The organism is Vibrio sp. 10N.286.51.E5, from assembly GCF_041469125.1.
In the GTDB taxonomy this organism is placed as follows: Bacteria; Pseudomonadota; Gammaproteobacteria; order Enterobacterales; family Vibrionaceae; genus Vibrio; species Vibrio crassostreae_C.
In genome coordinates this window covers 52022-70697 of the sequence record NZ_JBFRJZ010000025.1, presented here as the reverse complement: position 1 = coordinate 70697, position 18676 = coordinate 52022, and the positions used below count along the sequence as shown (strand labels likewise).

At 45.0% G+C, this 18676-nt stretch carries 18 protein-coding genes; 12 read left to right on the top strand and 6 right to left on the bottom strand.

The features are described from left to right. Positions 1-185: 185 nt before the first annotated feature. Both AB4161_RS09365 and AB4161_RS09360 read left to right on the top strand, forming a co-directional pair. The gene (locus tag AB4161_RS09365; RefSeq protein ID WP_017063674.1) at positions 186-806 is read left to right on the top strand and encodes a metalloregulator ArsR/SmtB family transcription factor; all 621 of its coding nucleotides are present in this window, start codon (positions 186-188) and stop codon (positions 804-806) included. Positions 807-928: 122 nt separating this feature from the next. Beyond that, positions 929-1276, top strand: a complete 348-nt coding sequence (locus tag AB4161_RS09360) for a DUF3135 domain-containing protein (protein WP_017061155.1) — start codon at positions 929-931, stop codon at positions 1274-1276. A 61-nt stretch (positions 1277-1337) separates the two neighbouring features. Here AB4161_RS09360 and AB4161_RS09355 read toward each other — a convergent pair whose 3' ends face one another. Beyond that, entirely contained in the window at positions 1338-1766 is a 429-nt protein-coding gene (locus AB4161_RS09355) for a DUF805 domain-containing protein (RefSeq protein WP_017061156.1), read from the bottom strand. 45 nt (positions 1767-1811) lie between these two features. Next, complete coding sequence (locus AB4161_RS09350; protein ID WP_017061157.1) at positions 1812-2159, bottom strand: 5-carboxymethyl-2-hydroxymuconate Delta-isomerase; 348 nt, start codon at positions 2157-2159, stop codon at positions 1812-1814. 249 nt (positions 2160-2408) lie between these two features. Here AB4161_RS09350 and tpiA point away from each other — a divergent pair, with 249 nt between their 5' ends. Next, on the top strand, positions 2409-3179 hold the full coding sequence (tpiA, locus tag AB4161_RS09345; protein WP_017061158.1) for a triose-phosphate isomerase: 771 nt from the start codon (positions 2409-2411) through the stop codon (positions 3177-3179). 149 nt (positions 3180-3328) lie between these two features. Here tpiA and pfkA read toward each other — a convergent pair whose 3' ends face one another. From pfkA to AB4161_RS09330, 3 genes are all read right to left on the bottom strand, one after another. Beyond that, positions 3329-4291, bottom strand: coding sequence for a 6-phosphofructokinase (pfkA, locus tag AB4161_RS09340; protein ID WP_017061160.1), 963 nt, complete (start codon positions 4289-4291; stop codon positions 3329-3331). A 317-nt stretch (positions 4292-4608) separates the two neighbouring features. After that, positions 4609-5517 (bottom strand): CDF family cation-efflux transporter FieF, encoded by a 909-nt coding sequence (gene fieF, locus AB4161_RS09335; RefSeq protein WP_017066567.1) that lies wholly within the window; start codon positions 5515-5517, stop codon positions 4609-4611. 164 nt (positions 5518-5681) lie between these two features. Then, positions 5682-6191 carry a CpxP family protein gene (locus AB4161_RS09330; RefSeq protein ID WP_017063671.1) on the bottom strand — a complete coding sequence of 170 codons (510 nt, stop codon included), beginning with the start codon at positions 6189-6191 and terminating at the stop codon, positions 5682-5684. A 178-nt stretch (positions 6192-6369) separates the two neighbouring features. On the opposite strand from AB4161_RS09330, the gene AB4161_RS09325 reads away from it, so the two are divergent. The 4 genes from AB4161_RS09325 (at position 6370) to trmL (ending at position 9683) form a co-directional block, all read left to right on the top strand. Continuing rightward, on the top strand, positions 6370-7059 hold the full coding sequence (locus AB4161_RS09325; RefSeq protein ID WP_017066566.1) for a response regulator: 690 nt from the start codon (positions 6370-6372) through the stop codon (positions 7057-7059). After that, complete coding sequence (gene cpxA / locus AB4161_RS09320) at positions 7059-8438, top strand: envelope stress sensor histidine kinase CpxA (RefSeq protein WP_372083258.1); 1380 nt, start codon at positions 7059-7061, stop codon at positions 8436-8438. The genes AB4161_RS09325 and cpxA overlap by 1 nt, the downstream gene beginning before the upstream one ends. Before the next feature lie 70 nt (positions 8439-8508). After that, positions 8509-9126 carry a superoxide dismutase gene (locus AB4161_RS09315; protein WP_372083257.1) on the top strand — a complete coding sequence of 206 codons (618 nt, stop codon included), beginning with the start codon at positions 8509-8511 and terminating at the stop codon, positions 9124-9126. 77 nt (positions 9127-9203) lie between these two features. Next, complete coding sequence (gene trmL, locus AB4161_RS09310; RefSeq protein WP_009844716.1) at positions 9204-9683, top strand: tRNA (uridine(34)/cytosine(34)/5-carboxymethylaminomethyluridine(34)-2'-O)-methyltransferase TrmL; 480 nt, start codon at positions 9204-9206, stop codon at positions 9681-9683. A gap of 182 nt (positions 9684-9865) precedes the next feature. Here the strand turns inward: trmL and AB4161_RS09305 are convergent, their stop codons facing one another. Beyond that, a complete protein-coding gene (locus AB4161_RS09305) occupies positions 9866-10390 on the bottom strand; it encodes an FxsA family protein (protein ID WP_012604974.1) in 525 nt (174 codons plus the stop codon). 284 nt (positions 10391-10674) lie between these two features. Between AB4161_RS09305 and aspA the strand changes: the two genes are divergently transcribed. The 5 genes from aspA (at position 10675) to arcC (ending at position 18587) form a co-directional block, all read left to right on the top strand. After that, the gene (gene aspA / locus AB4161_RS09300; RefSeq protein ID WP_017063668.1) at positions 10675-12126 is read left to right on the top strand and encodes an aspartate ammonia-lyase; all 1452 of its coding nucleotides are present in this window, start codon (positions 10675-10677) and stop codon (positions 12124-12126) included. A gap of 180 nt (positions 12127-12306) precedes the next feature. After that, positions 12307-13614, top strand: a complete 1308-nt coding sequence (locus AB4161_RS09295) for an anaerobic C4-dicarboxylate transporter (protein WP_017061168.1) — start codon at positions 12307-12309, stop codon at positions 13612-13614. 510 nt (positions 13615-14124) lie between these two features. Next, a complete protein-coding gene (locus tag AB4161_RS09290; RefSeq protein ID WP_081229736.1) occupies positions 14125-15573 on the top strand; it encodes a YfcC family protein in 1449 nt (482 codons plus the stop codon). Between the two features lie 805 nt (positions 15574-16378). Further along, positions 16379-17602 (top strand): arginine deiminase, encoded by a 1224-nt coding sequence (gene arcA, locus AB4161_RS09285; RefSeq protein WP_372083256.1) that lies wholly within the window; start codon positions 16379-16381, stop codon positions 17600-17602. A gap of 73 nt (positions 17603-17675) precedes the next feature. Next, positions 17676-18587, top strand: a complete 912-nt coding sequence (gene arcC, locus AB4161_RS09280) for a carbamate kinase (protein ID WP_017062723.1) — start codon at positions 17676-17678, stop codon at positions 18585-18587. Positions 18588-18676: the final 89 nt, after the last annotated feature.

Sequence of the window (18676 nt, the reverse complement as noted above, 5' to 3'; positions counted from 1 at the left end):
GAAACAGAATATTCCAAGGCTGATACCTAGTATCAGCCTTTTGTTTTATTAGCGCACCAGAATCTGACCATGGCAGCCAATAGAGTAAAACGCTATCTATAGAGTAAATTATCATCAATATAGTAAATGGTTTGCTTTATAAACACCTTGCCTCATAATAGTAAGGTTCATTAGGTAGGGATAGTATGAAAACAAGCGACAGAATCTTACAGACCATTAAGCGTCAAGGCGCGGTAACCGCGAAACAACTGTCAGAAGAATTTGGCATGACGACAATGGGGGCAAGGCAACATCTGCAAAGCCTGGAAGATGACGGTATTCTTGCGTTTCATGATGTGAAAGTGAAAGTGGGTCGCCCGACTCGCCACTGGTCCCTGACTCAACAAGGTCATAACCAATTTTCAGACCGACATGGTGAACTCACTATTCAAGTGATTGATGCTGTCGAGAATCTATTTGGTAAAGAAGGGCTGGCTAAGGTTGCTGCCGAGCGTGAACAACACACTCTTAAGCAGTATCAAACTGCGCTGTCTGGCTGTGATTCACTCATCAGCAAGCTTAAAAAACTCACCCAGCTTCGTGAAGACGAAGGCTACATGGCTGAGCTTCAAGAGCATGATGATCACTACATCTTGATTGAGAACCACTGCCCTATCTGTAAGGCTGCAACTCGCTGCCCTAGCCTGTGCCAATCTGAGCTCAACGTGTTTACTGAGTTACTAAAAGATGAGTGTCACGTGAGCCGTACAGAGCACATCATTGCTGGCGAACGACGCTGCACTTACACCTTAACACCCGCCCTTTGATTGCAAAGGTAATCGGCTAATACCGTCTCAATATTGAGAAAATACAAATAGATTAAAATTTGTACAGATTTCTTTCTTAAGCTTAGAGCATATGAAACACGCTTAATGCTAAGGAAGGAATGATGGCGCATCCACAACCCGCTCAAAAACTGCCACCCTTTGATGAACTTGTCCAACTCGCGAAAAGCGACCCGAAAGCATTCAATCAATTCAAACACGAGATGTGCGAACAGATGATTTGTTCGGCTTCAGACGTGATGCAAGACCGACTTCGTGCGCAGCAAAGTCACATCGACTTAGTGGTTAGCCGTTGTAAAAACCCACACCACGCCAATGTCGTACTCATGCAAGAGCTGCGCTGTCAGGTCTGTAAGTTCCAAGATGCACTCGAAGGGCGCTGCGGCTTTGAAGAATCTCTGCCTGAAAATGTCGTGCCTTTTAAGCCGAATACCGAACCTAAAATGTACTGAAATTAGCAAAGCACTAAAAAGAAAAAGGGAGCGTAATGCCCCCTTCTTATTGGTTCGCTGTTCAATATTCACATGGGTCTTCGCCGTAGTCATTACGGCCTTCTGTACCTTTCAACAAACCACACTCAATCAGAATCCAGAAACCACACACTAATGCCGCGACGGTTGCCGCCATATGAATTGGCGATACCGGCTCTGTCGTCGTTGCAACCATTGGCGAAGCTAAACGACCCAATACTAATGGCACATTCAATAGTAGCCAGTAATTAGACTTATTGCGGTCGTGCCAGCGCTTAGCGGTTACCGCAAGGTCTGGGATCACAAGCATCAATAGGATGATTGGTAGCAGGATATAAGAGTAAGCAGGGAACAACACAGAGATACCTGAAGCAAAACCGGTAATCGCTATGTAGTAGAAAACATTCCAAATCCAGTAAGTCTTACGACCAATTCTCCCCTTGAAAGAGAGCAGTAATTCTTTCATCGACATCTTAAATACTCAAATTTATACGCCGCTAAAAGTCAGCAGCAATGGTTAGTTTATTACTTTTTGAAAGCAACTTTTATCCATATCACGAATATTCACCGTTAAGCTTCTTACATGACTCGCTTGTTCTTGCAGGATCTGCATTAACGATCGTGACAATTCTCGCTTTTGCTCTTCCGTTCGTCCCGAAAGTAACTCAAAGCTGATATGAATAAAGTCTACACTATCTTCCTCATCACCGACCAACCAATTATGGCAACGCAGTGAACGAGATTTCACTGATGGCACATCAAACAAGCCACATGTGAGAGCGACTTGGTGGAGATCTTCCAGTAAGCCTTGGATATTTACTCGCTCATCCACTGAATTGGAGTACTCTAGAACTAGATTCGGCATTGTTACTTCCTGTTGTTAACGCAATCGTTTGTCCCTTAATAACAACTAACGATGAAAAATCCGAGAAGTTAGCTATTATTCTGTCTGCCGGATCACTGATATATGCTCAAAATCTACTCTGACCATTGAGTAAGATCCAAGAAAGTCATGACCACAGTCATGATCTGTTGATATTAATCTGTTATATTATTTCGTAATAAAGTTTACTTTTTTACATTCGATTTATTTAAATACTTTGGAGATATTCCTATGCGTCATCCTGTAGTTATGGGTAACTGGAAACTAAACGGCAGCAAAGAAATGGTTGTTGATCTACTAAACGGTCTTAACGCTGAACTTGAAGGCGTAACAGGCGTAGACGTAGCAGTTGCTCCACCAGCACTTTTCGTTGATCTAGCAGAGCGTACGCTTACTGAAGCGGGCAGCGCGATCATCCTAGGTGCTCAAAACTCTGACCTAAACAACAGCGGTGCATTCACTGGCGACATGTCTCCAGCAATGCTTAAAGAGTTCGGCGCATCTCACATCATCATCGGTCACTCTGAGCGTCGTGAATACCACAACGAATCAGATGAGTTCGTAGCTAAGAAATTCGCATTCCTAAAAGAGAACGGCCTAACTCCAGTTCTTTGTATCGGTGAATCTGAAGCACAAAACGAAGCAGGCGAAACTGTTGCAGTATGTGCTCGTCAACTTGACGCTGTTATCAACACTCAAGGTGTTGAAGCTCTTGAAGGCGCTATCATCGCTTACGAACCAATCTGGGCTATCGGTACTGGTAAAGCAGCTACAGCTGAAGATGCACAACGCATCCACGCTCAAATCCGTGCACACATCGCAGAGAAATCTGAAGAAGTTGCTAAGAAAGTTGTTATCCAATACGGCGGTTCTGTTAAGCCAGAAAACGCAGCAGCTTACTTCGCACAACCAGACATCGACGGTGCTCTAGTTGGCGGCGCAGCTCTAGACGCGAAAAGCTTCGCAGCTATCGCTAAAGCAGCAGCTGAAGCAAAAGCTTAATTTAAACATCACCGTTTAGATTAGATGAAAGGTCAACTTAGGTTGGCCTTTTTTATTACCTGTCGTTTCTGAAACCCAAACGGCAGGCACAAAAAAACCGCTGAATAATCAGCGGTTTTTAAATTCTTTAAGCGAACGCTAAACGTGGCTTAGAACAACTCTTCTGCAACGCGGAACAGCTCAGAACGGTCTGGGTTCTGCATGTTCTCGATACAGTCGATGATGTCGTGGTGAACAAGTTCTTCTTTCTCGATACCAACACAACGACCACCGTGACCTTCTTGAAGAAGGTGAACAGCGTAGTTACCCATGCGAGAAGCAAGTACACGGTCAAATGCTGTAGGACGACCACCACGTTGGATGTGACCAAGAACCGTTGCACGAGTTTCACGACCTGTTGAAGATTCGATCTCTTTAGCCAGTTCGTTAGCATCCATCATTAGCTCAGTTAGAGCGATGATTGCGTGCTTCTTACCTTTCGCAATACCATCTTGGATGTTGCTGATAAGCTGTTCTTTATCTAGGCCAGTCTCTGGAGTAATGATGTACTCACAACCACCCGCGATTGCTGACATAAGCGTAAGGTCACCACAGTGACGGCCCATGATTTCAACAATAGAAATACGTTGGTGAGAAGAAGACGTGTCACGTAGACGATCAATTGAATCAATAACAGTGTTAAGCGCTGTTAGGTAACCGATTGTGTAGTCAGTACCCGCGATATCGTTATCGATTGTGCCTGGAAGACCGATACATGGGTAACCCATTTCAGTCAGCTTCTTAGCACCCATGTAAGAACCGTCACCACCGATAACAACAAGTGCTTCGATACCGTGCTTCTTAAGGTTCTCAATGCCTTTCTCACGAACAGCAACGTCTTTAAATTCAGGGAAACGTGCAGAACCCAAGAAAGTACCACCACGGTTGATCACGTCAGATACGCTTGAACGGTCAAGCTTTTCGATACGGTCTTCAACAAGGCCTTGGTAGCCATCGTAAATACCGTAAACTTCAATGCCAACTGATAACGCAGTACGAACAACGCCGCGAACTGCTGCGTTCATACCTGGAGCGTCACCACCACTGGTCAAAACACCGATCTTCTTAATCATGCTCACCCTCGATTTTTGGGAATCTATTATTCAATTCTTGTTCTTGCTGATTGTATATCAACAAGATTTTAAATCTATATTTGTGCGTTATGTTACATTTCCTCAACAGGAATAGCACTCAAATCGCGTAAAATTATGTAACATTTCTACTTCTGTAAGAGTATTACAGTTTTACTCAATAACTTTGTTGATTCACATCAGAATCAACATTAATTGTTACTAAGGTGGTTTTTGAATCACCTAACAGTTAATAATTTTTACTCACTTTAGTTCAAAAGCCACTCACTTACCATTTGCCCGCTGATTTTTAGCACGCATTACCACGAGTGGAATTTCTGCTGCTTCTCTGGTCCAAATACGACCGAATACGGGTCTTGGTGAATTAATACATCAGCATCAGGGAACACGGAGATAAGCTTAGCCTCTACTTCGTCAGAAATGCGATGCGCTTCAATAAGTGGGATATTATCTTCCAATTCTAGATGCAGTTGGATGAAGCGTATTGGCCCCGAGCGACGCGTTCGTAATTGATGCACACCCAACACGCCTTCCACGCTCAATGATGTCTCTTTAATCTGTTTCAGCTCATCATCTGGCAGCTTATGATCAAGCAGAGACTGAACCGCTTCCATCGCCATTTGATAAGCGCTGTACAGAATGTAGATACCTATACCCACCGCAAATACAGAGTCCGCTTGGCCAAGCCCAAACCAACTCAATGCCAGTGCCAGCATAATCGCGGCGTTCATATAAAGGTCTGATTGATAGTGCAATGAATCGGCTGCAATAGCTTGGCTACCCGTTTTGTTGACCACATGTTTTTGGAAGCGAACCAGACCAAAGGTCATCACTATCGCGAACAGGCTGACGTAGATACCAATTTCTGGAGAGTTCAGTTCATGAGGTCGGAAGAAGCGCTCAATGCCATTGAGAATAAGGAAACATGCTGAGCCTGAAATAAACATCGCTTGCGCTAATGCAGCTAGGGATTCGGCCTTACCATGACCAAAGGTGTGCTCTTTGTCGGCAGGCTGCAGAGAGTAGCGAACCACGATAAGGTTAACGACAGAGGCTGCGATATCAAGCATGGAGTCCACGACGGAAGCCAACAGACTCACAGAACCTGTTACCCACCACGCTGCGACTTTCACTATCAATAAAATAGTGGCGATGGTGGTGGCTGCCCAAGCGGCGAGCGTAACTAAACGTGCGTATTCTTGTTTCATAACTTGGCTATAAAGTGACTGATAGCACAAAGTATAACCTGCAAACCACCAATTGAATATGACAGCTATGATGTAAAACATTCATTTTTAAGGATCAAAAAAAGCGGCACTCGGCCGCTTCTTTCTAAACACTTTCATTCAACGCTGATTTTTCAAGCAATGAATTACTTGTCTTTGTTCATGCGTTTTCCCATTTTGTCAGCACACTTAGTCATGCGCTCTTGTTGGATTTCTTTCAGTTGAGTCTTTTGCTCAGCCGTTAGTACGCTCATCATTTGGTGTTGCTTCTTAAGCATTGCTACGCGACGCTCAGTTTGCTTCTCAACCATTTGGCTTGCTAGGTCGTTTGCTGCTGCTTCGTCAAAGTTGTCAGCCAGTACCAATGCTTGAACCTTTTCGTGATGCGCTTTCATTTGCGCCATTTTTGCCGTTTTGTTTGCACCGCGCTTTGCTTTCATCTCAGCACGGTCTGCTTCACGCATCTCTTTTAACTGTTCTTTTTGAGCGTCGGTTAGGTCTAGTTGGCGCATTACTTTTTTATCGAAACCGCCACACTTGTCGTGCATACCTTTGTGGTCACCTTTATCACCACCACCGTAAGCATACGCGCTTGCTGTACCAAAAATAAGTGGAAGTGCCGCAGCTGCTAGTACAAGTTTCTTAGTCATTTTCATAATTGTTGCCTCAATTCGGTATAATAAGTCATGTGTTGCGTCTGTTTCTCAGCGCTTGAATATAGATTAGTCTTTCCCTCGTAAAGTGACGTTTAGAAAGCGTAAAGAATCGTAAAGAGTGAAAGTTGACGAATAATTAGCAGTATTATTAACCTAACTAAATGATTAAGGCTTCCCAATGGCGAACATTCTTCTTATTGATGACGACACAGAGTTAACCAGCTTACTTAAAGACATTTTGAGCTTTGAGGGCTTCACTGTCTCCGAAGCCAATGATGGCTATGCCGGGCTTGAAGCGATCAATGATGAGATTGATCTGGTCCTTTTGGATGTGATGATGCCGCGCCTTAATGGTATGGAAACGCTAAAAAAGCTGAGGGAAAATTGGGAAACGCCGGTACTAATGCTGACCGCAAAAGGCGAAGAGATCGACCGTGTGATTGGTCTTGAACTTGGCGCGGATGATTACCTGCCTAAACCTTTCAGTGACCGAGAGTTGTTAGCTCGTATTCGAGCTATCTTGCGTCGTACTCAAACCAACACCGCACCTAAGGCGGCCAGTGATAGAGTTCAATATCAAGACATCGAAGTCTTCCCGGGCAAACAAGAAGCCTACTGCAATGGGGAGCTCATCGACCTCACCACAACCGAGTTCGCCCTACTGAGTCACCTTATCCAAAACCCAGGGCAAGTGATCACCAAAGAAGCATTGAGTTTGGATGTGCTGGGTAAAAGGCTCGCAGCGTTTGACCGCGCGATAGACATGCACATCTCTAATCTACGTAAGAAGATTCCTGAGCGCACTGACGGCAAATCACGTATCAAAACCTTACGAGGCCGTGGCTACTTATTGGTAGAGGAAGATTAATGCGTATACCTAAAATCACCAGCTTATATGGACGTATCTTTGCTATCTTTTGGTTCACCATGTTACTGGTGCTTTTGTCGGTGCTGTCACTTCCCCATTTAGACCCTCGAGTCGCGCGAGATGTGCCCGCAGATCACCTCGATAAACTCGAGCGTATCGCTAAAATCACAGAGAAACGCTACGCCAAAGAACCTAATCTGGGCAAGATTGTCTTCCAACTGGAGGCGCCACGCAGCCGCAAGGATTCTAGAGCTCGCATCTACCTGACCGATCTTGAGGGCGCAGTCCTTACCTCGAAAAGGCATTCAGACTATAAGCTAAAGGCGATTCGTAACTTTGTTACCTCGATTGATAACCCTGAGATACCGAAGCAAAAACTCTACGGACACTACATGGTCGCAGGGCCAGTGCCAATTACTCTCGCTGGTGAAGAGTTGCTGATGTATGCCGGAGTGAAGTGGAACCAACCACCGCCATTCTTACTGCGCCTGTTTGATAGACCTCTGCAGCTATTGCTTGCCGTGATGTTGGCGAGTACCCCGCTATTACTTTGGTTAGCTTGGGCACTGAGTCAACCCGCTCGCAGGCTAGAACGCGCGGCACAACGCGTGGCGAAAGGTCAATTCGAGGTCGATCCAACACTCGAAAAAGGTACTTCAGAGTTCAGACAAGCTGGTGAAAGCTTTAACCAGATGGTAGAAGCGGTAAACCAGATGATTTCGGGGCAACAACGCCTGCTCTCTGATATCTCACACGAGCTCCGCTCGCCACTGACACGTCTTCGCATGGCCAATGCACTGGCGATTCGTAAACAAGGCGAGAGCCAAGAGTTAGAACGCATTGATACCGAAGCACAGCGTTTGGAACAGATGATCAGTGAGCTGCTAACGCTATCGCGCATGCAGGTCGACAGCCACATTACTCGTGAGGTTCAGCCTATCTCTAGCCTGTGGGAAGAGATCTTAAAAGACGCACAGTTTGAAGCCGAACAGATGGGTAAACAGCTGACGTTCTCAGAGATCCCTGAGCGTTCTATTTCGGGTAACCCTAAGCTACTGATGAGTGCGCTAGACAATATTACGCGTAACGCCATTTACTACGGCAAAGACCAAGTCGATGTGCAGTTCCATGTGGTGCAAGATCAGCTAACAATTTGCGTCAATGATAATGGTGATGGTGTTCCAGAGGATGAACTCGATTCTATCTTCAGACCTTTCTACCGTGTCTCAACAGCGCGTGACAGAAACTCTGGCGGCACAGGGCTTGGATTAACCATTACTGAAAGTGCGATTCGCCAACACAGCGGAACCATCACCGCAACCCGCAGCCAGCTCGGTGGATTACAACTCGAAATCACTCTGCCTATCTTACCGGTGTAATACCCCCACAAAGATCGCAGTTGATAATGATTGTCATTATGGTAAATCCTCTAATTAAGGAGGATTTACCATGTCGCACACTTTCCCTGCTTTACCCTACGCTTACGATGCCCTAGAGCCTTACATTGACGCTAAGACAATGGAAGTGCATTACAGCAAGCACCATAGAACCTACTACGATAAGTTTGTTGCGGCGGTGTCTGGCAGCGAGCTAGAACAGCAATCCCTGACCGAGATCTTTGCCAACATATCTCAGCACAGCCCTGACGTGCGTAACAATGGTGGTGGCTACTACAATTACATCTTGTATTGGAATTGCATGTCGCAAGACGGTGGTGGTGAACCTACGGGCGAGCTTGGTGAGGCTATCAAGAGTACCTTCGGTGATTTCGAGACATTCCAAGATCAGTTCGCCCAAGCGGCGATCAATACCTTTGGCTCCGGCTTTGCTTGGCTAGTGGTAGAGCAAGGGCAACTGAAGATCATCTCAACCTCGAACCAAGATAATCCGTGGATGGATACCGTTGTCAGTGATGGCGAACCGATTCTTGCGCTCGATGTTTGGGAACACGCCTACTACATCAGCTACCAAAACCGTCGTCCTGATTACATCAACGCATGGTGGAATGTGGTGAATTGGAAGGCGGTTGCTGAAAACTACGCACAAGCACTCGCGAATAAAGCGTAAGCGAATGGTGGTGAACTGTACTCACTCAGCTTGCCACCGTATACTCGGGCTATCTTTGATTACTCTTGTGAACCAACATGTTTGATATCGCTCTATACGAACCAGAAATTGCACCCAATACGGGTAACATCATCCGCCTATGTGCTAACTGCGGCGCAAACCTGCACCTGATTGAACCGCTTGGCTTTGATTTTGAAGAGAAGAAGGTTCGTCGTGCTGGCTTGGATTACCACGACCTTGCGCGAGTTAAACGTCACAAGAACCTAGAAGCTTTCCTTGAGTATCTTGAGAATGAACGCGAGGGTGACTTCCGCATCTTTGCCTGCACCACTAAAACGACAGGTCACCACGTTGATGCAAAATTCCAACAAGGTGATGTGTTGATGTTTGGCCCAGAGACTCGCGGGCTGCCTGCTGAATTCATCGAAAGTATGCCAATGGAACAACGCATTCGTATTCCAATGATGCCAGACGCGCGCAGCCTGAACCTGTCTAACGCAGTGGCAATCATTGCTTTTGAAGCATGGCGACAAATGGGTTTTGAAGGCGCGGTATAACCGAACACTCAAGCTTATCTGTTATCTGTTATCTGTTATCTGTTATCTGTTATCGATAGTAAACAGTAAGTAACAGCTAGCGACAGACAATAAAAAAGGCTCTTACCATTATCACTTTCTTGCGAAGGATAAAGGTAAGAGCCTTTTCTGTTTTCCCTCTATATAAAGAGAGAAAAAATTAATTAGTTTAAGCGGTTACGATCGTTGTCGTCGTCTTTCTTCTCAAACTCACCTTCAAAGGTGTTGCCGTCTTTTGATTGGTCAGATGGATCGCGATTGAATGGGTCTTGTCCAAATGGGCTCTGGCCAAAACCAGCTTGTCCACCGGCATGGAAACCACCAGACATGTTGGTCACCACCATTTTTTCCATCATTTTCTTGGCAATCATCGCTCTTGGTGCTGGCAATAATACCAACATACCGAGTGCGTCCGTCATAAAACCCGGAGTCAGCAGCAATACACCGGCAACTGCAAGCATCACGCCTTCAAGAATCTGTTGTGCTGGCATTTCGCCTTGTTGCAAGCGACCTTGCACAGACATAAGTGTCTGAATGCCTTGGCTACGAACCAGCGATGCACCCACAAATGCAGTGATCAAAACCAACGCAATAGTTGGCCACAATCCTAAGAAGCCACCAACTTGAATAAATAGCCCAATCTCAATGATGGGTACGAAGATAAATAGTAATAATAAGATAGGAAACACACGCCCTCCTTTGTTACTTGCAGTTTACGCTGAAAGCCCTAACAATCTCAAATTTATCCTGTAAATAAGCGTGTTTATTGACCAAGAATAACTTTGCAAAATATTGACGAAACAAAACCGAAAAAGGTGATCCACTTAATATTTTTATGCGCTAAGTACAGTATCATGTGCCACATAAGTCAGGACGGATTTATCAGCCCAATATTCTAGCGAACGGAGTATTTGCACACAGAATAGGCTAATAACTAACTATATAATCAGAATAATTCTCTAAGGATCCTGTTATGGCTACTCAATCAGAAGCTCAAGTTGAAGCTCCTCAAGCTACTCGTCTCGAAGAAGATCTATTAGGTCAACGTCATGTTCCGGCTGATGCTTACTACGGCATCCACACTCTACGCGCAGTTGAAAACTTCAACATCTCAAATGTAACGATCTCAGATGTACCTGAATTCGTTCGCGGTATGGTGATGACTAAGAAAGCAGCGGCTTTAGCAAACAAAGAGTTAGGTGTAATTCCAAGCGAAGTGGCTAAATACATCATCCAAGCTTGTGACCTAATTCTAGACACGGGTAAGTGCATGGATCAGTTCCCATCGGACGTTTTCCAAGGTGGTGCTGGTACTTCTGTAAACATGAACGCAAACGAAGTTGTTGCGAACGTGGCTCTTGAACTTATGGGCAAAGAAAAAGGCCAATACGAGTTCATCAACCCGAACGACCATGTAAACCGCAGCCAATCTACAAACTGTGCTTACCCAACTGGCTTCCGTATCTCTGTTTACAACAGCGTTCGTAAACTGATTGATGCGATCGAATACCTAAAAGGTGCATTCGAGCTTAAGAGCCAAGAATTCAACACGATTTTGAAGATGGGTCGTACTCAGCTTCAAGACGCAGTTCCAATGACGGTTGGCCAAGAGTTCCACGCTTGGGCTGTAACCATCAATGAAGAAATCAAAAACCTAGAATACACTTCAAAACTACTGCTTGAAGTAAACCTAGGCGCAACGGCTATCGGTACAGGTCTGAACGCAGCACCGGGTTACCAAGGCCTAGCAGTGAAACACCTAGCAGAAGTAACAGGCCTAGAGTGTGTAGCGGCTGAAGATTTAATCGAAGCAACGTCTGACTGTGGCGCATACGTAATGACGCACGGCGCACTTAAGCGTCTAGCAGTTAAGCTATCTAAGATCTGTAACGACTTGCGTCTACTTTCTTCAGGTCCACGTACTGGTTTGAACGAGCTAAACCTACCTGAACTGCAAGCAGGTTCTTCAATCATGCCTGCTAAAGTAAACCCAGTTGTACCTGAAGTAGTAAACCAAGTTTGCTTCAAAGTTCTAGGTAACGACAACACGGTTTCTTTCGCTGCGGAAGGTGGTCAACTTCAACTGAACGTAATGGAACCTGTTATTGCACAAAGCATGTTTGAGTCTCTAGACATTCTGACAAACGCTTGTGTGAACCTGCGTGACAAGTGTGTAGACGGCATTACGGTAAACAAAGAAGTATGTGAAGCGCACGTATTTAACTCTATCGGTATCGTCACTTACCTAAACCCATACATTGGCCACCACGAAGGTGACATTGTTGGTAAGATCTGTGCAGAAACAGGTAAGAGTGTTCGTGATGTAGTTCTAGAACGCGGTTTATTGACCGAAGAAGAACTTGATGACATTTTCTCTGTTGAAAATTTGATGCATCCTCAGTATAAAGCGAAGCGCTACGAATAAAGTTAGCGAGAAAGGGTTCCAAACGGAGCCCTTTTTTAGGCTCCAATACGGTTAACCATGATTATTTTGTGGATTTCCGTTGGTTGCGCTTTTGCCAAATTGAATCTAAACCATAGAACTATTATGTGAACATTCCAGCGGCGAATGTTCACATAATAAAATCTAAATGAGGTGTTACTTATGATTGCAGTAGAACTGTTTGTCGTCCTGCTCTTTATCTTTTTGGGGGCCAGAATTGGCGGTATCGGTATTGGTTTTGCCGGTGGTGCTGGTGTTATTGCCCTTTCACTTATTCTTGGCGTTCCAACAAGCCAATCTTTCATCCCGATCGACGTAATCTTGATCATCATGTCAGTTATCACCGCAATTGCTGCAATGCAAGTTGCTGGCGGTATGGACTGGTTGGTACAAATTGCCGAAAACTTTTTGCGTAAACACCCTGAACGCATCACCTTTTACGCGCCGATTGTGACCTTTGTAATGACATTAATGGCGGGTACTGGTCACACAGCATTCTCTACGCTTCCTGTTATTGCAGAAGTAGCGAAAGGCCAAGGTGTTCGTCCTTCTCGTCCACTGTCTATCGCAGTTGTCGCTTCTCAAATTGCTATCACAGCTTCGCCAATCTCGGCTGCAGTTGTGGCTTTCGCAGCAATGTTGGCACCATTTGGTGTTGATTACCTAACGCTATTGATGGTTTGTATCCCAACAACCTTCATCGCTTGTATGGTTGGTGCGGTTGTTGCTAACTACATGGGTAGCGAATTGAAAGACGATCCTGTTTATCAAGAACGTCTAGAGAAAGGTCTAATCAAGCTAGCAACAGAAGAGAAACGCGAAATTCTACCTACAGCGAAGAAAGCAACGTACATCTTCCTAGCTGCAATTGGTTTCGTGGTTTGTTACGCAGCGGCTATCTCTAGCTCTGTTGGCCTAATTGAAAACCCGGCGCTAGGTCGTAACGAAGCGATCATGTCTGTAATGCTGGCAGCAGCAGCGGCTATCGTGATGTTCACTAAGATTGATGCAGCGAAGATTTCTTCAGCACCAACGTTCCGTTCTGGTATGACGGCATGTGTATGTGTACTTGGTGTGGCTTGGTTAGGTTCAACGTTTGTAAACGCACACGTTGCTGAAATCAAAGACGTAGCAGGCGCTCTACTGGCTGACTACCCATGGATGCTGGCTCTTGTTCTGTTCTTCGCTTCTATGCTGCTTTACTCTCAAGGCGCAACAACAGTTGCACTGATGCCTGCAGCACTAGCGATTGGCGTAGCACCACTAACAGCCGTTGCTTCTTTTGCTGCGGTAAGTGCGCTGTTCGTACTTCCAACTTACCCTACGTTACTAGCAGCGGTTGAGATGGATGACACAGGCTCAACGCGTATCGGTAACTACGTATTCAACCACCCATTCTTCATTCCAGGTGTGGTAACAATCAGTACTGCGGTAGCACTCGGCTTCGCATTCGGCGGTCTGTTTATCTAACATTCGCTGGTGATTGAACATTTAAAAGGAAGCTTCGGCTTCCTTTTTTGTTTTCTGCTCAATGTGTTATTTGATACGCATCAAATAACCATTATAAACTTTAAAAACCGCCTAAAAATAAAGTTTGAATAAAATTCCAAGATTATTCTGCCTAATCATAAACAACACCTACCAAATCAATCTCCTTCCACTTCCAGTTAATCCAAAACGAATATTAATCCAAGCTAACTAACCAAAAAACCTTGACGATTTTCTGCCATTTTTTAGCCCTTTTATTAGCCATTATTTTTGTGAACAGCACCAAACTTAAACACCGGAGTAAGGAATAAAATAACCGCAGCTAAATTAAATCTAACTTCATTTGGATTAGTAAATATAAAAACAACCTTAATTTAAAGTCAGCAACTTTATATCGTTGAGTGCTTTATAAGTGTCCGTGTATTTACAATCTATAAATCATTAGTCGCTAATTCACATCACTTCTATTTAAGATGATGTAAGGAGATAGCCATGACAACTCAAACGATACCAAGCGAGAAAAAAAAGGGCGGCTTCTTTGCCAACTTTAAATTCCCTTCTGCCTACACCATTCTATTTATTCTGATTGCGTTCGTCGCACTGCTTACCTGGATTGTTCCAGCAGGCCAATACGACCGTGCAATGAATGAAGAGCTAGGCCGAGAAGTACCCGTAACCGGAACCTATCAAGCGGTAGAAGGTAACCCTCAAGGCGTGATTGATGTACTGCTCGCGCCTATTGACGGCTTCTACGACCACAATAGCTATGAAGCTGCGGCAATCGACGTTTCGCTGTTCATCCTAATCATTGGTGGCTTCTTAGGACTAGTAACTAAGACGGGGGCGATTGATGCCGGTATCGAACGCGTTACCGCCCGATTAGAAGGGCGAGAAGAGTTGATGATACCAATACTGATGGCACTGTTCGCCGCAGGCGGTACTGTCTACGGCATGGCGGAAGAATCACTACCATTCTATACATTGTTGGTGCCTGTAATGATGGCTGCTCGCTTTGACCCTCTGGTGGCTGCTGCGACGGTACTACTTGGCGCAGGGATTGGGGTACTAGGTTCAACCATTAACCCATTCGCAACCGTGATCGCTGCCAACGCCTCTGGCATTCCATTTACCGACGGTATCGTGTTGCGTATTGCGATGTTGATTATTGGTTGGGGTATCTGTGTCGCCTACGTGATGCGCTACGCAAGAATGGTTCAAGCCGATCCAAGCAAATCCATTGTGTACGACAAATACGAAGAGAACAAAGCGCACTTCCTTGGCAACGCAAGTGGCGAAAAACTGGAATTCACCGCAACTCGTAAACTGATTCTGACCATTTTTGGTGGTTCATTCGCGGTAATGATTTACGGTGTATCCGTTGCTGGATGGTGGATGGCTGAGATCTCAGCGATGTTCTTAGCAGCAACCATCATCGTTGGTATTGTGGCTCGCATGAGCGAAGAAGAGTTTACCACCAGCTTCATTGATGGTGCCCGCGACCTACTTGGCGTTGCGCTCATCATAGGTATTGCACGTGGTATCGTAGTGGTGATGGACCGCGGTATGATCACCGATACCATTCTCTTCTCAGCAGAACAGATGGTAACGGGGCTTTCTTCGGTTATCTTCATTAACGTGATGTTCTTCTTAGAGATTCTACTGTCGTTCTTAGTGCCATCGACCTCTGGCTTAGCGGTACTGACCATGCCAATCATGGCACCACTGGCCGACTTTGCTGGCGTAGGTCGTGACTTGGTTATCACTGCGTACCAATCTGCATCTGGCTTGGTGAACCTAATCACCCCAACCTCCGCGGTGGTGATGGGTGGTTTGGCGATTGCTCGTGTCCCTTACGTGCGCTGGGTTAAATGGGTGATGCCACTAGTCGGTATATTGATGGTGTTCTGCATTGTTGTACTGAGTATTGGTGCGCTGATCTAACTAACAGCACTTCACTCCTTTCTCATCCAAAGCCGCTTCTCACAGCGGCTTTTTTATTGTTCCCTCTCAATGTAACCCTCTGCCACTGAAACAGCTCCTCAAAGCCATACACGCGATATTCAAGGTTCTTCTGTTCGTAGCCAAGCTCAACTAAACTCAAAGCACTCGCAATAGAAGAATCAATCCTACTTTTAAACATCTAATTTTCTTGATGAAATAACACTCTATTTTCAACCATGATTTTTAAACAAATAGTTAGTCACTTATTAGCGTTAATTATATTTAAAGTAATTAATAGCCTAATAAACAGACGAGGATTAATGCCCTTTTCTATCAAAAAACACACTTAAACAGCCGATTTTAAAATGTGATCGCAACAGCTTTATTCGCATTTACTTTGTTAATAAACAATTAATTCCACATCCAAAATTAAATATCTAAATAAAAACACTGCATACTTCCAAGCTAAGTACACTCTTATCAATAAAACTATTCTGCATATAATCCCTCGTAAATTAGATTCTAGTAAGTTTCGTCAAAAAAGCGTGCATAAAGTTCCCTAACTGCTAACTATTTAGAATGTATTATTCATAACTGAAAGTGCATAAAGTTTGTTAAAACCCTTAATTTTAAAGGGCTGCGGGATAAAAAACGATTTGTGATAGATCTCTAAGAATACCTGACTAGCAGGCGTAATATTAATTCCAGACAAGAGATATGAATAAATAATTCATTCTTCTCAACTGAAAATAAATAATTACTCTTAGCGATAAAAGTAATTCAAATATATAAGAGAGAGACGATCATGAGTAAGTTCTATGTAGGTTCTGAAATAGGTCAATTACGCCGCGTTCTAGTTCACCGTCCAAGACGCGCACTGACTCACCTAACACCCTCTAACTGTCACGATTTACTATTTGATGACGTACTGGCTGTTGAACGTGCTGGTAAAGAGCATGACGCATTTACTCAAACGCTGCGTGATCAAGGTGTTGAAGTTCTTCTTCTTACTGACCTACTAGCAGACACGCTAGCAGTGCCAGAAGCGAAAGATTGGCTTTTGAATCATCAAGTTTCTGATTACCGCTTAGGCAAAACCTTTGCTAATGATGTGCGCTGCTACTTGGGCGACTTACCAAACCTAGAACTAGCAAAAATCCTAACGGGTGGTCTGTCTTACGCTGAGATGCCAATGAAATCATCTTCAATGATGCAAGGCATGCACGCACCAACCGACTTCATTATCGAACCGCTACCAAACCACCTATTTACTCGTGACACATCTTGCTGGGTATACGGTGGCGTATCCATCAACCCGATGGCGAAACCTGCTCGTCAACGTGAAACCAACCACGTTCGCGCTATTTACCGCTGGCACCCAACATTTGCTGGCCAAGACTTCATTAAGTACTTCGGCGATGAAGAAAACATCAGCTACGACAACTCAACCATTGAAGGCGGTGACGTTCTTGTAATCGGTCGCGGTACGGTTCTTATCGGTATGTCTGAGCGTACAACAGCACAAGGTGTTGAGCACTTAGCATCTAGCCTATTCAAACACGGTCAAGCGAAACAAGTTATCGCAATGCAGCTACCAAAACACCGCTCTTGCATGCACTTAGACACCGTTATGACGCACATGAACGAAGATACGTTCTCTGTTTACCCTGAAGTGGTGAGTAAAGACGTACAGTGCTGGAACCTAACTGGTGATGAGTCTGGCGCAGTGAAAATGAAAGAAGAAGGCTACTTCGTAACAGCTATCGAAAAAGCACTTGGCGTAGACAAGCTAAACCTAATCACGACCGGTGGTGACAACTTCCATGCAGAACGTGAGCAGTGGAACGATGCAAACAACGTTCTAACGGTTAAACCTGGCGTTGTGATTGGCTACGAAGGCAACACCTACACCAATGAAAAATACGATAAAGCAGGCATCACAGTTCTTCCTATCCCTGGAGATGAACTTGGCCGCGGTCGCGGTGGCGCACGCTGCATGAGCTGCCCAATTGAGCGTGATGGTATCTAATCACTAAGACGAAAACGGCCAAGTTGAATGATCTTAAATAATCTCAGCTTGGCCAAAATGAGAGAACACAATTATGACTAAGCAAACTGTTGTTGTTGCACTCGGCGGTAATGCCTTACTTCGTCGCGGTGAGCCGTTAGAAGCCGATGTTCAACGCCGTAATATTGAAACAGCGGTTAAAACCATCTCTGAAATCGCGAAAGTGTACAACGTGGTTCTAGTACATGGTAATGGCCCACAAGTTGGTTTACTGGCTCTGCAAGGTTTGGAATACAAAAAAGTAAACCCGTATCCGCTAGATGTATTGGGCAGTGAGACTCAAGGCATGATCGGCTACATGCTGATGCAAGAGTTCAAGAACTATCTACCTAACCGCAACATCTCGTGCATGTTGACGCAAATGACCGTTGATCCAAACGATCCTGCATTCGCCGATCCAACGAAGCCGATTGGCCCGATCTACGAAGAAGCGGAAGCGCGTGAATTGGCGGAGAAATTCCACTGGATCGTCAAACCAGACGGCCAACACTTCCGTCGCGTTGTGCCAAGCCCACGCCCTACTGGCATTGTTGAGCACGAAGCGATCACCCAACTTATCGATGCAGGCCACCTAGTGATTTGTACTGGCGGCGGTGGCATCCCAGTGAAAAAAGAGAACGGCAAATTAGTGGGTGTTGAAGCGGTTATCGACAAAGACATGTCAGCGGCTTTCTTAGCGAAACAACTGGATGCGGATGCACTGCTTATTTTGACCGACGCGGACGCTGTTTACCTTGATTGGGGCAAACCGACTCAACACGCACTGCGCAGCACCACACCAAGTGAACTGGCGAAATTCGAATTTGATGCAGGCTCTATGGGACCAAAAATTGAAGCATCGTGCGAATTCATTCAGCAAGGCGGCAAAGTCGTCGGTATTGGTGCACTCGAAGATGGTTTGCAAATCCTGCAAGGCTTGGCGGGCACCAACATCACCAAAGATTAATCTACTCGCGAGCTTTTCAAACCTTGCTAGAAAACTGAATCACCGTTTGAACTGAAATTAATACACAAAAATTGAATCGCGCTTTCTTG